General features: G+C 75.8%; 13 protein-coding genes. 8 read left to right on the forward strand and 5 right to left on the reverse strand.

Annotated elements, in window-relative coordinates; translation table 11 throughout:
* Window positions 1-258: 258 nt before the first annotated feature.
* On the reverse strand, window positions 259-828 hold the full coding sequence (locus tag ACIP60_RS01845; protein ID WP_400678974.1) for an NUDIX domain-containing protein: 570 nt from the start codon (window positions 826-828) through the stop codon (window positions 259-261).
* Window positions 829-1,436: 608 nt separating this feature from the next.
* Here ACIP60_RS01845 and ACIP60_RS01850 point away from each other — a divergent pair.
* A complete protein-coding gene (locus ACIP60_RS01850) occupies window positions 1,437-3,239 on the forward strand; it encodes an ABC transporter ATP-binding protein (RefSeq protein WP_400678975.1) in 1,803 nt (600 codons plus the stop codon).
* Window positions 3,240-3,346: 107 nt separating this feature from the next.
* Here the strand turns inward: ACIP60_RS01850 and ACIP60_RS01855 are convergent, their stop codons facing one another.
* The 3 genes from ACIP60_RS01855 to ACIP60_RS01865 all read right to left on the reverse strand — a co-directional run bounded on the left by ACIP60_RS01855 (window position 3,347) and on the right by ACIP60_RS01865 (window position 7,289).
* Window positions 3,347-4,075: an NADPH-dependent F420 reductase gene (locus tag ACIP60_RS01855; RefSeq protein WP_400678976.1), complete on the reverse strand. Its 729-nt coding sequence runs from the start codon at window positions 4,073-4,075 to the stop codon at window positions 3,347-3,349.
* Window positions 4,076-4,140: 65 nt separating this feature from the next.
* The gene (locus tag ACIP60_RS01860; RefSeq protein ID WP_100839569.1) at window positions 4,141-4,812 is read right to left on the reverse strand and encodes a 1-acyl-sn-glycerol-3-phosphate acyltransferase; all 672 of its coding nucleotides are present in this window, start codon (window positions 4,810-4,812) and stop codon (window positions 4,141-4,143) included.
* A 296-nt stretch (window positions 4,813-5,108) separates the two neighbouring features.
* Window positions 5,109-7,289 (reverse strand): CDP-glycerol glycerophosphotransferase family protein, encoded by a 2,181-nt coding sequence (locus ACIP60_RS01865; protein ID WP_400678977.1) that lies wholly within the window; start codon window positions 7,287-7,289, stop codon window positions 5,109-5,111.
* A gap of 600 nt (window positions 7,290-7,889) precedes the next feature.
* Between ACIP60_RS01865 and ACIP60_RS01870 the strand changes: the two genes are divergently transcribed.
* From ACIP60_RS01870 to ACIP60_RS01900, 7 genes are all read left to right on the forward strand, one after another.
* The gene (locus ACIP60_RS01870; RefSeq protein WP_400678979.1) at window positions 7,890-8,792 is read left to right on the forward strand and encodes a hypothetical protein; all 903 of its coding nucleotides are present in this window, start codon (window positions 7,890-7,892) and stop codon (window positions 8,790-8,792) included.
* Between the two features lie 279 nt (window positions 8,793-9,071).
* The gene (locus ACIP60_RS01875; RefSeq protein WP_100839567.1) at window positions 9,072-9,347 is read left to right on the forward strand and encodes a hypothetical protein; all 276 of its coding nucleotides are present in this window, start codon (window positions 9,072-9,074) and stop codon (window positions 9,345-9,347) included.
* Between the two features lie 238 nt (window positions 9,348-9,585).
* On the forward strand, window positions 9,586-10,008 hold the full coding sequence (locus ACIP60_RS01880) for a secondary thiamine-phosphate synthase enzyme YjbQ (protein WP_100839566.1): 423 nt from the start codon (window positions 9,586-9,588) through the stop codon (window positions 10,006-10,008).
* A gap of 76 nt (window positions 10,009-10,084) precedes the next feature.
* On the forward strand, window positions 10,085-10,405 hold the full coding sequence (locus ACIP60_RS01885) for a hypothetical protein (RefSeq protein ID WP_400679945.1): 321 nt from the start codon (window positions 10,085-10,087) through the stop codon (window positions 10,403-10,405).
* 1 nt (window position 10,406) lies between these two features.
* The gene (locus ACIP60_RS01890) at window positions 10,407-11,249 is read left to right on the forward strand and encodes an alpha/beta fold hydrolase (RefSeq protein WP_400678980.1); all 843 of its coding nucleotides are present in this window, start codon (window positions 10,407-10,409) and stop codon (window positions 11,247-11,249) included.
* Window positions 11,236-11,397 (forward strand): hypothetical protein, encoded by a 162-nt coding sequence (locus ACIP60_RS01895; protein ID WP_400678981.1) that lies wholly within the window; start codon window positions 11,236-11,238, stop codon window positions 11,395-11,397. Before ACIP60_RS01890 ends, ACIP60_RS01895 begins: the two co-directional genes overlap by 14 nt.
* 2 nt (window positions 11,398-11,399) lie before the next feature.
* Complete coding sequence (locus ACIP60_RS01900; RefSeq protein ID WP_400678982.1) at window positions 11,400-11,576, forward strand: hypothetical protein; 177 nt, start codon at window positions 11,400-11,402, stop codon at window positions 11,574-11,576.
* Window positions 11,577-11,610: 34 nt separating this feature from the next.
* On the opposite strand, the gene ACIP60_RS01905 is transcribed toward ACIP60_RS01900, so the two are convergent.
* Window positions 11,611-14,649: an AAA family ATPase gene (locus tag ACIP60_RS01905; RefSeq protein WP_400678984.1), complete on the reverse strand. Its 3,039-nt coding sequence runs from the start codon at window positions 14,647-14,649 to the stop codon at window positions 11,611-11,613.
* Window positions 14,650-14,662: the final 13 nt, after the last annotated feature.

Raw genomic sequence — 14,662 nt, forward strand, 5'->3', positions numbered from 1 at the left:
CGTCCGGCGGCCTCGGCGAGATTTTCCATACTGCGGGGCCTGACTACGGCAAGAAGCCCTGACGAGGGCGGGGGAGGGTCGTTGCCGTGGCTGCGGCAAGAAGGCCCTGGCAGGGTGCCGGGGGACGGGGCACGCCCTGGCGGGGGGCTGCCGTCGGGCGGCTGGGGTGCGTTCTCCGACGGCGGGGGAGGCCCTGGCCGGGCGGCGGGGGACAGGGACAGGCGGCTGCGGTGCGTTCTCCGGTGCCGTGAGGTGTGACTACGGCGAGCCGTAGTCGTTGCCGTCGTCCCCTGCGGGCCCGGTTCCGGCTCCGCCGTCCGTGACGGGTTCGCCGTGGTGCAGGAGCGGCAGTCCCCGTCCCGCGTGCCGGGCGGCGAGTGCCTGGCGGACCCGGCGGGCGGTGTACGGGGCGAGGCCGGGGTGGGTGTCGAAGTCGTCGGGGTGGACCCACTCGTACCCGGCGACCTCGTCCGCCGCGGCCGTGGGTACCCGGAGCGCCGCCGCCCGCTCGGGGGTGAGGACGCCCGCGTCGAAGACGAAGTTGACGCCCTCCGCGGCGCCGGAGGCGGGGTCCGCGGGCACCTGGTCGACGGCCAGCAGGGCCCCCGGCTCCAGGTGCAGGCCGGTCTCCTCCCACCACTCCCGGCGGGCCGCCGCGTCGAACCACTCGCCCGGGTGAGCCGCCCCGCCCGGCAGGATCAGGCCCCTGCCGTACCCGGTCCGGACGAACAGCACCCGCCCGTGCCCGTCCCGGACCAGGCCCAGGCAGCCCGCCCGACGTCGCGGGTGCCGGTCCTCCGGGACCTCCGGAAACCCCTGCTGCGTCATGCGCGTCGCCCCCTCGGTACGTGCCGGTGGCGGCCGGACCGCCCGCGCGGCGGGCACGGACGCCTCTCGGAGAGGATTGTCCACACCGACCGGCCGGACGCCAGAGGGCGTCGCCCTCCGCGTCCGCAATCCTCGGGTCGGCTGCCCTCGGGTCCGCCGCCTCCCGAATCTGCTGTCCTCGCGTCGGCTCTCCTCGTACCGGCTGCCCCCGGCTCCGCCGTCCCCGCGTCCGCCACCCTTGCGTCCGCCGCGTCCACCACCCCGCACGGGTCGTCTCTGTGTTGGCCGTCCCTGAGCCCGCCTCCCCGGCTTCGCCGTCCCCGTACTGCCTCCCTCGGGCTCGTCGCCCCGGCTCCACCGTTCCAGGGCCCGTCGTCCCCTGGCTCCGCCGCCCTCTCACCGTCCCCCGCGTCTGCCGTCCCCGCGCCGACGGTCCCTGGCTCTGCCGTCCCCGTACCGGCTGCCCCCTGGCTCGTCGCCCCGCTCCGCCGCCCCCGCCGGCCGCCTCCGGCTCCGTCGCCGGGAATGCCGAGAAGTTTAGGTTTGCTAATGATGAGCAAGGCTCGTTAAACTCGTCCCGTCCCGCCCGCCGACCCCCAGGAGGCCCCGTGCGACCGAACCGGATCGACTGGACACCGCCCGAAGGGCAGTCGAAGCAGCCCGCCGAGGTGCGGCGCATCCTGCGGCTGTTCCGGCCCTACGCCGGGCGGCTGGGGGTGGTGGGGCTGCTGGTGGCGGCCTCCGCCGTGGTGTCGGTGGTGACGCCGTTCCTGTTGCGGGCGGTGCTGGACACCGCGATACCGCAGGGGCGGACCGGTCTGCTCAGTCTGCTCGCGCTCGGGATGATCGCCGCCTCGGTGGTCACCAGCGTGCTGAACGTGCTCCAGACGCTGATCTCCACCACCGTCGGCCAGCGCGTCATGCACGACCTGCGCACCTCCGTCTACCGGCACCTCCAGCGGATGTCGCTGGCGTTCTTCACCCGCACCCGCACCGGCGAGGTGCAGTCCCGGATCGCCAACGACATCGGCGGCATGCAGGCCACCGTCACCGGCACCGCCACCTCCCTGGTGTCGAACCTGACCGCGGTGGTCGCCAGCGTGGTCGCGATGGTCGCGCTCGACTGGCGGCTGACGATCGTCTCGCTGCTGCTGCTCCCGGTGTTCGTCTGGATCAGCCGCCGGGTCGGCCGGGAGCGCAAGAAGATCACCGGCGAGCGGCAGCGCCAGCTCGCCGAACTGTCCTCCGCCGTGCAGGAGTCGCTGTCGGTCAGCGGCATCCTGCTCGGCCGCACGATGGGCCGCTCCGGCTCGCTGACCCGCGAGTTCGCCGAGCGCTCGGACGAGCTCGCCGAGCTGGAGGTGCGCTCCAGCATGGCGGGGCGGTGGCGGATGTCCACCATCGGGATCGTGATGGCCGCGATGCCCGCGCTGATCTACTGGGCGGCCGGCCTGGCCTCCGCCGCCGGGGCGCCGATCGTCTCGCTGGGTACCCTGGTCGCCTTCGTCTCGCTCCAGCAGGGCCTGTTCCGGCCGACCATCGGCCTGCTCTCCACCGGCGTGGACGTGCAGACCTCGCTCGCCCTGTTCCAGCGGATCTTCGAGTACCTCGACCTGCCGGTGGACATCGAGGAACCGGAGCACCCCGTCCGCCTGGAGCGCGTCCGCGGCGACGTCCGCTTCGAGGACGTCGAGTTCCACTACCGCCCCGACCAGGACCGCCCCACCCTGACCGGCATCGACCTGACCGTCCCGGCCGGCGGCTCGCTCGCCGTGGTCGGCGAGACCGGCTCCGGCAAGTCCACCCTCTCCTACCTGGTGCCGCGGCTGTACGACGCCACCGGCGGCCGGGTCCTGATCGACGGGGTGGACGTGCGCGAGCTGTCCTTCGAGACGCTCGCCCGGGCGGTCGGCGTGGTCTCCCAGGAGACCTACCTGTTCCACGCCTCGGTCGCCGACAACCTGCGCTTCGCCAAACCGGACGCCACCGACGCCGAACTGGTCCGGGCCGCCCGGGCCGCCCAGATCCACGACATGATCGCCGCCCTCCCCGACGGCTACGACACCATGGTCGGCGAACGCGGCTACCGCTTCTCCGGCGGTGAGAAGCAGCGTCTGGCGATCGCCCGCACCGTGCTGCGCAACCCGCCGATCCTGATCCTGGACGAGGCCACCAGCGCCCTCGACAACCAGACCGAGCACGCCGTCCAGCAGGCCCTGGACGCGCTCGCCGCCGGCCGCACCACCATCACCATCGCGCACCGGCTCTCCACCGTCCGCGACGCCGGGCAGATCGCCGTCCTCGACCACGGCGAGATCGCCGAACTCGGCACCCACGACGAACTGCTGGCCCGCGACGGCCGCTACGCCGCCCTGCTCAACCGGGAGGCGCTGCCGGTACCGGCCGCCTGACGCCGCCGGGCCGCCGCCCGCGGCCAGGACCGCCGGCCGCCCGACGCGCACCGGCCCGGGGCGCGCACGCACCCCGGGCCGGTCGGTGGCCGGTCGTGGCCGGTCGGTCAGCCGCGGAAGTTGGCCGGGCGCTCCGGGGAGGCGGCGGCCAGGGCCTCGGTGACGCCCTCGACGCCCGCGCGCAGGCCGTAGACCGGCGTCTCGGGCTGCTGGCGCCAGGAGTCGTCGATGCCGCCGGCGTCGACCGTGTCGAAGCCGAGGGCGTCGATCAGCTCGCGCACCACCTGCTTGGCGGCCGGGTCGTCGCCGGCCACCGGGAGGGCGATCCGCTCGGGGTCGCCGGCCGGGCGGGGGGCGTCCAGGATGTCCTGGGCGTAGGTGCCGTTGAACGCCTTGACCACGGGGTGGCCGAGCTGCCGCTCCACCCAGCGGCTCTCGGTCAGCCCCTCGTCCTCGATGGCGGCGATCCGGCCGTCCCGCTCGCGCGGGTAGTAGTTGTTGGTGTCGAGCAGGACGAAGCCGTCGGCCGCGCCGGCCAGCAGGTCGTCCGGCAGGGCGGGGACGTTCTTCAGCGGGATGGTGACCACGACCAGCTCCGCCCCGGCCGCCGCCTCGCCGACCGGGACGGGCGTCGCGCCGGTCTCGGCCGCCAGGTCCGCCAGGGTCTCGGGGCCGCGCGAGTTGGCCACCGCCACCTGGTGGCCGAGGGCGGTGAGGCGGCGGGTCAGGTTGCCGCCGATGTTGCCCGCTCCGATGATGCCGATCTTCATGGGGTGTGCTCCGTGCTTCTCGGGCCAGTGCCGCGGTTCGGTTCGTGGACGGCTGGGCGCGCCCACGTGGATGCCGAACCGGCGGACCCGGCCGGATGTTCCCGGCCCGGAGAAGTCGTACTGACGGAGGGTCAGGCGGCCTTCGGCGACTCGTTGTACTGCGCGGCGGGCTCTTGCCCGGAGAGCGCCTGGATGGCGGCCATCACCTCGTCGGTGACCTGGCGGCGGGCCTTGGCCGAGCGGGCCTGGCCGTGCAGCTCGTCGAAGTGCAGCGGCTCGCCGAACGTGACGCTGATCTTCCGCAGCCGGGGGATCCGCTTGCCGACCGGCAGGATGTGCTGCGGGCCCTCCAGGGCCACCGGCACCACCGGGACGCCGGCGGTCAGCGCCAGCCAGGCCACGCCGGTCTTGCCGCGGTACAGGCGGCCGTCCAGCGAGCGGGTGCCCTCCGGGTAGATGCCGAAGGCCCGGCCGGAGTTCAGGATCTCCAGGCCCTCGTCCAGCGAGGCGGTGGCGGCCCGGACGCTGCCGCGCTCCACCGGGACGGCGTTGATCACGTGGGTGAAGAAGAACCGGGAGACCGCGCCCTTGACGCCCTTGCCGGTGAAGTACTCGGCCTTGGCCAGGAAGAACACCTGGCGCGGCGCGGCCAGCGGGATCACCACGCTGTCCACGAACGACAGGTGGTTGCTCGCCAGGATCACCCCGCCCTTGCGCGGCACGTTCTCCAGGCCCTCGATCGTCGGCCGGTAGAGGGCCTTGGCGAGCGGCTTGAGCACGAGCTTGGTGACGAGGTCGATCACGGTGTGGCCCTCCCTGGCCGGACAAACGGTACGGCCGGGGGACGTCCCCGGCCGGGGTCTCGCCGCGGGGCGAGGCGCGCGGCTCGGAGCAGGGCCGAACCGCGCGGGTACCGAACCACTGGGTAACGGACCGCAGACTACGACATGCACCCCGAGGTCCGTCCACATTCCGTGCGGCGGTGGCGCTGCGATCCTCGTCACGACCGCCTGTCGGTCACCCGCCGTCCCGCATGGTGAGACGGCGGGACGGCGAGACGGCGAGACGGCGGGGTGCGCGGCGCGCGCGGGGCGGGCGGTCAGGACCGGAGCGGGAAGATCCGGCTGACCACCCGCTCGGCGGCCCGGCCGTCGTCCCACGGGCAGAACCGCTCGCGGAAGCGCCGCCGGGCCTCCGGCTCCGGGTCGCCGGCCAGCAGCGCCCCGGTGAGCGTCTCCTGGTCGGTGGTGACCGCGCCGGGCGGCTCCTTCATCAGGTCGAAGTAGACGCCGCGGACCTCCTGGTACTCCTCCCAGTCGGGGGCGTACACGGCGATCGGCCGGTCCAGCACCGCGTAGTCGAACATCATCGAGGAGTAGTCGGTGACCAGGACGTCCGCGGCCAGGTAGAGGTCCTCCACCGACGGGTGGTCGGAGGCGTCCAGCAGGGTCGCCGCGCCGGGGCCGGTGGTCAGGTCGCCCGCGCCGCCGTCGTGGAAGTAGTGGGTGCGCACCAGCACCGTCCAGCCGGGGCCGAGCCGTTCGGCCAGCGCGGGCAGGTCGAGCAGCGGCAGGTAGCCGCCGCGGGACTCGCGGTGGGTCGGCGCGTACAGCACGGTGCGCTGCCCGTCGGCGATGCCCAGCGCGCGGCGGGCGTCGACGCACTGCTCGGGGGTGGCCAGGGCGAGCCGGTCGTTGCGCGGGTAGCCGGTGTCCAGGATCTGGTAGGTGCCGGGGAAGGCGCGGGCGAAGTGCCTGCTGGTGTGCGGGTTGGGCGAGACCAGGTAGTCCCAGCGCCCGACCACCTCGCGCAGCCGGTCGAAGTCCATCCCGTCGGCCGCCAGCGGCCGGTCCACCAGGTCCATGCCCATCGCCTTCAGCGGCGTGCCGTGCTGGGTCTGCACGTGCACGGTGCCGGTCCGCTTGGTCATGGTGTGCGGGAAGTTCACGTTGTTGACGAAGTACTTGGCGGTGGCCATCGCCTTCAGGTACGCGGGGGTGTTGACGATCACGTACGGCACCCCGGCGGGCAGCGTGGCGGCCCGCTCGGCGTTCTCCACCACCCACACCCCGTGCACCTGCGGGGCCAGCTCCCTGGCCTTGGCGTAGATCGCCGCCGGGTTGCAGGCGTACCCGCGGTGCCAGTACGCCGCGTACACCGCCAGGTTCTCGTCGATCGGCAGCCGCTTGAACGCGTTGTACGCGGTGAACCGGGCCCCGCTGCGGACCACCTTCTTCACCCCGGGCGCCACCGACCGGGTGCCGCGCTTGACCGCGCCGGGCAGCCGGCCGCCGCGGCGCAGCTCGGCGTAGGCGCGCCGGGAGCCGCGGGCGGCCAGCCGGTACTGGACGCCGCGCACGCCGGACGGGTAGCGGTAGCCGGCCGGGCGGTGCCTGGCGAAGTGGTCGGTGATCCGGGCGAAGAACTCGGCGCGCAGCTCGGCGGGCACCAGGCCGGGGGTGTCGTAGACGGTGAGCGCCTGCTTGACGGTGCGGTCGAAGACCAGGGTGCGCAGGGCGTCCGCGCGCTCGTTCCGGTCCAGGAAGGCGAAGATCGCGTCGTACTGGGCGAAGGCGTCGGCGTGCTTGGGGGAGGCGGTGGCGGTGATCGCGCCGGGGCGCCCGCGCCGGTAGTTGTAGCAGGGGCGGTCGAGGTACAGCAGCCGGTCGGCGGCGAGCAGCAGCGGGTAGGTGACCGAGATGTCCTCGTAGTGGCCGCGGCCGAAGCGCACGTCCAGGCCGAGCAGGTACTCCCGGCGCATCACCTTGTTCCACACCGCGAGCACCGCGTTGAACAGCGCCGGGTGCTCGGCGGCGGTGCAGCCGGAGACCAGCGGGGAGCCGGCCAGCACCTTGCGCCAGGGGTTCGGCTCCCGGCCGCCGTCGGGGTAGACGTGGGTGAAGTCGGTGAGCAGCACGTCGGCGGGCAGCTCGCGGGCCGTCTCGGCGCGCAGTTCGCCGAGGACGGCGTCGATGCTGCCCTCGGGCAGCCAGTCGTCGCTGTCGACGAACCAGACGTAGGTGCCGGTGGCCTCGGCCAGGCCGGCGGTGCGGGCGCCGCCCAGGCCCCGGTTCTCGGCCAGGTGCAGCACCCGCATCCGCGGGTCGCCGGCGGCGTGCGCGTCGAGCAGCGCGCCGCAGCCGTCGGGGGAGCGGTCGTCCACCGCGATCAGCTCGACCTCGCCGGGGGCGGCGCCGTCGGCCCGGAGCGAGTCCAGGCACTGCGGCAGGAAGCGTTCCACGCCGTGAACGGGCAGGACGATGCTGAGCAGAGGTGGCACGTGCGTTCACTCCGCGAAGGGAAGGAGGGTGGCTGCCGGCGGGTCGCCCGGTACGGACACTCTACCGAGCGGGACTGGGCGCTCCCTGGGAGCGGGGCGGCGGCGGGCCCGGGCCGGTGGCGCTCCGCGCCGGGCCGCGGCACCCCGGGCGCAGGTGGTCGGGGTGACCGGGGTGTCGCGGACGCCGGGGAAACGCGACCGCCGGTGCCGCGCCGTACCAGCGGCGGCACCGGCAGCCCGGTTGGCGATCCGACCGACCCTCAACGGTCGACCGCCGGTCCGTCCACCACAGGGGAGCCGGGCCGCCGCAGCGTCGAGACGGCCTGACAGTGACTCACCGTGGTGTCGGAAGCATAACGGGATGGTCGGGTGATTCGTTCATACTCGAAATCACCCGACCGGGGATGGGTGGGTGTTCCCCGCTATCCCGTGTCGATACAGATATTGCTTGGAGGTTTCGGCCACGTCAATCCCTCGTATGTGTTCAATTTCTGAACACAGGATGTCCTGCGCGCGGGGACGCCGTGTGCGGAGCATTGCCCGGCCCGCGGGCCGCTCCTATATTGACGCCACGTCTCACAAGTGGGGGGTGCACCGAGGATGGCCGCCACACCGCCCGTACGACCGGCCAGCCCGCTCCTCAAGGCCCTCCTGCTCGGTCCGCTCGCCCTCGCCGCCGGCTGGGCCTTCCTGGTCCTGTGGCCCGCCGCCGGCGCCACCGGCGACCTGTTCGCCTGGACGATGTCGCCCGTCACCGCCGTCCTGCTCGGCTCCGCCCACGGCGGCGCCGCCGCCATGCTGGCCCTTGCCACCCGGGCCCGCTGCTGGGCCGAGGTCCGGGTGGCCACCGCCGCCGGCTGCCTGCTGATGCTGCTGATGCTCGCCACCACCCTGGCCGGCCGCCGCGACCTCCACCTGGACGGCGGCCCGCTGCTCGGCTTCCTGGCCGCCTGGGGCTGGCTCGCCGTCCACCTCGCCGCCCCGCCGGCCGGCCTGGCCGCCCTCGTCGCCCAGCTGCGCACCCCCGGCCCGGCCCCCGCCCGCACCCCCCGGCTGCCCTGGTGGGTGGCCGCCCCGATGGTCGGCGCGGGCGCCCTGCTCGCCCTGCTCGGCCTCGTCCTCGTGCTGCGCCCCGACCGGCTCGCCGCGCACTGGCCCTGGACCGCCCGCCCGATCGACGTGCGCGCCCTCGGCGCCTGGACCCTCGCCTTCGGCGCCGGTCTGGCGGCGGCCTCCCGCGAGTGCGACCTGCGCCGGGTCCGCGGCGGGATGGCCGCCATGGTGCTCACCGGACTGCTCGGGCTGACCGGCCTGGTCCGCTACGGCGCCCGGGTCTCCTGGCACCAGCCCGGCGGCTGGATCGCCGTGCTGGTCCTCACCGCGCTGCTCGGCCTCGGCCTGTGCGGCTACGGCGTCTCCGCCCTGATCGACCCGCCGCCCGGCGCCGGACCGCGGCGCGAGCGGGAGGAGTTCGGGGAGGTCGAGGAGGCCGAACTGCGCTGACCCGGGGCCGGAGCGGCCGTCCGCGCGCCCGGCGCACCCGCCACGCCCCGGCGCGCCCCGGCAACGCCCCGGGCCGCCGCAGGGCCTGACGCCCGCTCAGGGCTTGGATGGTGCACCATCAACCGATGCGCAGTCGTGACCGAGACCACCGGCCCCTGGTGAAGCGTCAGTTCCGTTCGCACGGTACGGTGGCGGAACACCAGGACGGTTGTGTGAAGGCCGTCGTAGCCGGATAGTCTTCGCCTCACGGCCCTGGCGCCTCGTAGGGGTGGGAAACAGATGGAACAGATGCAAGTGCGGCCGCGGCCCCGGGTGCCCGCGATCCAGTGCGGTGTCGGCACGACCGGCCGCCGGATCGACCGACACCTGTCCGTCCTCGGCGCGCCCGCGCTCCCGGTGGTGGACACGGCGGAAGCGCTCGGCCTGATAAGGGAACTGACGCCGCGCGGGCCCAGCGCCCCCGCGGCCGCCGCCTCGCCGCGCCGCAGCGCCCGGGTCTCCCTGATGGCCCCGCTGCGCCGCCTCAAGCGGAGCCTCTTCGGCAGCCGGGGCTGACCCGGCGGTCCGGACGCGCGAGCGCCCGGACCGGTCGACGGGGCGCCCGCTGCCACGACCCGACGGACGGGGAGTCCGTCGGGCCTTCGGCGTCCCCGGGCGCGGTCCGGCCCGGTGGCCGGTCCGGCCCGGCGCGCGGTGGCGGTGCACTGGCGCGCCCTGGCGGGCCCCTGGCGGTCGGGTGGCGTTCGGCCGGCGCCCCTACGGGGTCCGCACCAAGATCGGCCAGGATGGCCCCATGTCCGACACCTTCCACACCCAGACCCTCGACGTCGCCACCGGCCGGGACGAGGTCGCCCTCGACGTCACCGACCGCTGCCACGCCTTCCTCAGAGAAGTCGCGGACGGCCGCGACGGACTGCTCAACGTCTTCGTCCCGCACGCCACCGCGGGCATCGCCGTGATCGAGACCGGTTCCGGCAGCGACGACGACCTGCTCGCCGTGCTGCGCGAACTGCTCCCCCCGGACGACCGCTGGGAGCACCGGCACGGCAGCCCGGGCCACGGCCGCGACCACGTCCTGCCCGGCCTGGTCGCCCCGCACGCCACGCTGCCCGTGATCGGCGGCCGGATGGCGCTGGGCACCTGGCAGTCCGTCGTCCTGATCGACACCAACCGCGACAACCCGCAGCGCAAGCTCCGGCTCTCCTTCCTCGGCTGACCCCCGCCCGCTCCCGACAGCCGGGCCCGCCGGGTGGGGCGGGGGCCCGGCCGGGCGGGGCCGTACCCTTGGACGCATGGGAGAACCCGCAGCGGACCGGCGGCAGCCGTCGTCCTCGCCGCAGCCGTCGCCGCAGTCCTCACAGCAGCAGTCCTCACGGCAGCAGTCCTCACGGCAGCAGTCCCGGGAGCCGTCGCAGCAGCCGGAGGACCGCGTCTGCGAGGTGTCCGCCGACCCCGGGCAGGCGCTGCGCGGACTGCGCCCGGGCGGTGCGGGGGAGCGGGCCGCGTGCGTGCTGTGCGGCGAGCCGACCGAGTACCCGGCCGACGCGTCCGGCAGCCCGCTGTGCCCCGTCTGCACCTGGCAGCAGGCCCAGCGCGCCGCCTGCTCCGGCTGACGTGACGCCGGCCCCCGGCGCGGGGCGGCTGGCGCGGCCGCACGCCACCCTCGCCTACTCCACCACCGGCCCCCGCCACGGCCCGCTCGCCGTGCACGCGCACGGGGCGCTCTCCAGCCGGGCGCACGAACGGCGCGCCGGGCTGTTCGACTGGACGGCCGTCACCGCGACGCACCGGCTGGCCCGGTACGACGCGCGCGGCCACGGCGAATCCACCGGCCGGGCCGTCCCCGCCGACTACCACTACCCCGTGCTCGCGGACGACCTGCTGGCGCTCTGCGACCACCTCTCGCCCGACGCGCCCGTCACCGGCTTCGGCGCCTCGATGGGCACGGCCACCGTGCTGTGGGCCGCGCTCGCCCGCCCCGAGCGCTTCGACCGCCTGGTGCTGGCCGTCCCCGCCGTCGCCTGGGCGGCCCGGGAGCCCCGGCGCAGCGGGCTGCGGGCCGCCGCCACCCTGGTCGAACGGCGCGGCCGGGGCGCGCTGGACGCCGCCGCGAAACTCTCCGGCCCGCCCGCCGTCCTCGCCCAAGCCCCGCAGTACACCACCGAGTTCGACCTCGCCGAACCCCTCCTCCCGGCCGCCCTGCGCGCCGCCGCCGCCTCCGACCTCCCCACCCCCGAGACCCTGCGCGCCCTCCCCCACCCCACCCTCCTGCTCGCCTGGGACACCGACCCGCTCCACCCCCTCACCACCGCCCGCACCCTCGCCGCCCACCTCCCGAACGCCCGCCTGCACGTCGCGGACACCCTCGCCGACGTACGGAGTTGGGACCGGCTGGCGGCCGGCTTCCTGGCGGAAGGAGGGCGGCGGCACGGGAACGATCCAGGTGCCGGGGCCTGAACCGGACTGGGAGGAGGCGCCCGCCCACCGGGGCGGCAAGCGCGATCCGGCCTTCCGGCAGAGCCTGCTGGAGCACGCGCTCGGTACCTGCCGGGTGATCGCCGGCCTGCGGGTGCCCCCGAACCCCTCGCCACCCGCCTGCGGCTGACCGTGGAGGAGGGCTGGGACGGCCTCGGGCGCGCCAGAGCCGCCGTGTTCGTGATCGAGCGCACCCGCTCCGGCCCGAGCCGGAGCGACGGCGGCACCTGCGCCTTCGTCCCCGCCGACCGCGCCGTCGTCGAGGGCGGCTTCGAGCATGCCAACGGCTGGACCGGCTGGACCGGCTGAGCGGGCTGCTCCGGGCGCGGCGTCCGGGCGGGGGTCAGGCGTTCTCGCGGGTGGTGTGGTGGACGGTGGAGCCGGTGCGGTGCTTGCGGACCAGGAGTTGGGCGGGGATGCGGGTGCGGAGGTCGGCGACGTGGCTGACGATGCCGACGGCGCGGTCGCGTTCGCGGAGGGAGTCGAGGACGTCCATGACCTCTTCGAGGGCGTTCTCGTCGAGGGTGCCGAAGCCCTCGTCGATGAAGAGGGTGTCCAGGGGCATGCCCCCGGCCTCGTCGGTGACGACGTCGGCGAGGCCCAGGGCGAGGGCCAGGGAGGCGAAGAAGGACTCGCCGCCGGAGAGGGTGGCGGTGTCGCGCTCGCGGCCGGTCCAGGCGTCGACCACGTGCAGGGAGAGGCCGGAGCGGCGGTTGCCGGAGACCAGGCCGTCACTGTGGACCAGGGTGTAGCGGCCGCCGGACATCCGGAGCAGGCGCCGGCTGGCGGCGGCGGCGACCTGCTCCAGCCGGGCGGCCAGCACGTAGGACTCCAGGCGCATCCGCAGGGCGTTCTCGGCGGGGGCGCCGGCCAGCAGGGCGGAGAGCCGGCTGATCCGGGCGTGGGCGTCCAGGACGGGGGCGAGTTCGGTGGCCAGCGCGGCCAGTTCGCGGCCGATCCGGGCCAGGTCGGCGACCCGGCGGCGGGCCTGGTCGTGGGCGGAGTGCGCGCGGGCGAGGAGTTCGTCGGCGCGGGCGGCGGCGGCCCGGGCGGGTTCGGCGTCGGCGGGCGGGAGTTCGGCGGCGGCGCGCAGGGCGGGGTCGGCGAGCTGGGCCGCGGCGAGTTCGAGGTCGGCATCGAGCTGCTTGAACTTCCGGCGCAGCACGTCGAGTTCGTACGGGGGCAGGACGGCGGCGTCCAGCGCGGCCAGGTCGGCGAAGCCCGCGGCGCGGGCGGCGCGGCGCAGCGCCTCGGTGCTCTCGTCGCGGTGGGCGCGGGCGGCGGCGGTGGCCCGGGTGGCGTCCAGCAGGGCGGTGGTGGCGGTGGACAGCGCGGTGACGGCGGCGGTGCGGGCGGCCACCGACGGGGCGTCCCCGCGGACGGTGGCGAGCCGTTCCTCCAGGGTGGCGAGTTCGGCGGCCAGCGCGCCGAGTTGGCCGGTCAGGCGGGCGCTCTGCTCGCCGGCCTGGCGGAGCTGTTCGCGGTGGGCCGCGCCGTCCCGCTCGAGTCGTTCGAGCTGCTGGCCGAGCGGCAGCCAGCGTTCCGCCGCGTGCAGGAGCGCGTTCCGGCGGCTGGTCAACGCGTGGATGCCGGAGGTGAGTTCGTCCACGGTGTGGCCGCCGGCGGCGGCCTCGGCGGCGGCGGCCGCCGCGGTCAGGGCGCTCAGGTGCCGGGCGGCGGCGGCGAGTTCGTCCTCGGCGGCGTGCTGGGCGGCGCGGGCGCGGCGCTCGTCCCCGGCGGTGACCTGGTCGGCGGAGGGCTCGGCGGGGGCCGGGTGCGCGGGCGAGCCGCAGACCCGGCAGGGGGCGCCGGGGGCCAGGGCGGCGGCCAACTCGGCGGCCATGCCGGTGAGTCGGCGTTCCTGGAGGTCGAGGGTGCGCTGCCGGGCGGCCTGGGCGGCGTCGGTCAGGGCGCGGACCCGGTCCTCGGCCCCGGTGCGGTCCGCCAGCAGCCGCAGGTGCCGGTCGGCGGACTTCCGCTGCTCGGTCAGCTCCTGGTGCCGGGCGTCGAGCTGGTCGAGCCCGGCGCGGGCCTCGCGGGCCGCCTCGCGGTCCTGCTGGAGGCGTTCGTGCCGGTTCTCGAAGTCGTCCAGCCAGCGGCGGGAGTCGGCCGCGAGGTCGTCCGCGCCGTCCCGTCGGCGGGTCAGTTCGGCGCGCTCGGCGAGCAGCGCGCGGTAGCGGGTCTCGTCGGCCCCGGCGGCCTCCAGCCGGCCCACCTCGGCGCGCAGCACCCCTTCGGCGGCGCGCAGTTCGTCGACGGTGCCGAGCGGGCCGGACCAGCCGGCGGCGGAGGCGCGGGCGGCCAGCTCGGCGCGGCGGGCGGCCTCCTCGGCCTCGGCGCGCTCCAGTGCGGCCAGCGCGGCGCGGTGCGGGGCGCGCAGCGGGGCCGGGGCCTCGGCGGCCAGCGCGGCCTCCAGCCGGGCCCGTTCGGGGGCCGAGCGGGCGGCCAGGTCGGTGAGCCGCAGGCGTTCCCGCTGGGCCAGCCGGTGCCGCGACTGCCGTTCGGCCAGGGCGTTCTGCCGCTCCAGCCGGGTGCGGGCCGCGGCCCGTCCGGCCTCGGCGGCGGCCAGCCGCAGCGCGGCGGACTCGGCCCGCTCGGCGGCGGTGACGCGGAGCATCGCCGCCCAGGCCAGCACCTCGCCGACCGGGGCGTCCTCGCCGGGGCGGTGCGCGGCGGTGTCCCAGCCGGGCCCGGCCAGCGGCCCGGCGGCCTCCTCGGCGCGGGCGGCCAGGGCGTGCAGCCGCTGCCGCCCGCCCTGCACCTCGCGTTCGTGGCGCAGCCGCAACTCGGCCGTCCAGCGCTCCAGTTGCTCGAACCGGCCGGTGTCGAAGAGCCGGCCCAGCAGGTCGGCGCGCTGCTTGGAGTCGGCCCGCAGGAAGCGCGCGAAGTCGCCCTGCGGGAGCAGCACGACCTGGCAGAACTGCTCCCGGCTCATGCCCAGCAGCCGGGTCAGCTCCTCGCCGGCCTCCTGGTGCGAGCGGCTGACCGCGACCCAGCCCGGCTCGCCCGCCCCGGCGTCGGCGGCCCACTCGCGCAGCAGGGTCTGCGCCTTCTCCGGGGTCAGGCCGGTGCCGCGCTTCTTGGGCCGCCACTGCTCGGGGCTGCGGGTGATCTCCAGCCGCCGCCCGCCGAGCGTCGCCTCCAGCACCACCTCGGTGCGCACGCCCGGTGCGGCGTGGTCGCTGCGCACCCCGTTGCTCCGGCGGGTGCCGGGCAGTTCGCCGTACAGCGCGTAGCAGACCGCGTCCAGCACGCTGCTCTTGCCCGCGCCGGTGGCGCCGCGCAGCAGGAACAGGCCGGCGGCGGAGAGCAGGTCGAAGTCGATCCGCTCGGTGCCCGCGAACGGGCCGAAGGCGGTGACGGTGAGCCGGTGCAGCCTCATCGGGTGTGCTCCA

This window comes from Kitasatospora sp. NPDC088783 (assembly GCF_044750705.1).
In the GTDB taxonomy this organism is placed as follows: Bacteria; Actinomycetota; Actinomycetes; order Streptomycetales; family Streptomycetaceae; genus Kitasatospora; species Kitasatospora fiedleri.

Excerpts from the sequence above, each read along its gene's own strand:
- ACIP60_RS01870 (WP_400678979.1), top strand. The coding sequence starts at position 7,890 with ATGGCCGCCACACCGCCCGTACGACCGGCCAGCCCGCTCCTCAAGGCC.
- ACIP60_RS01845 (WP_400678974.1), bottom strand. The coding sequence starts at position 828 with ATGACGCAGCAGGGGTTTCCGGAGGTCCCGGAGGACCGGCACCCGCGA.
- ACIP60_RS01905 (WP_400678984.1), bottom strand. The coding sequence starts at position 14,649 with ATGAGGCTGCACCGGCTCACCGTCACCGCCTTCGGCCCGTTCGCGGGC.
- ACIP60_RS01880 (WP_100839566.1), top strand. The coding sequence starts at position 9,586 with ATGTCCGACACCTTCCACACCCAGACCCTCGACGTCGCCACCGGCCGG.
- ACIP60_RS01885 (WP_400679945.1), top strand. The coding sequence starts at position 10,085 with ATGGGAGAACCCGCAGCGGACCGGCGGCAGCCGTCGTCCTCGCCGCAG.
- ACIP60_RS01875 (WP_100839567.1), top strand. The coding sequence starts at position 9,072 with ATGGAACAGATGCAAGTGCGGCCGCGGCCCCGGGTGCCCGCGATCCAG.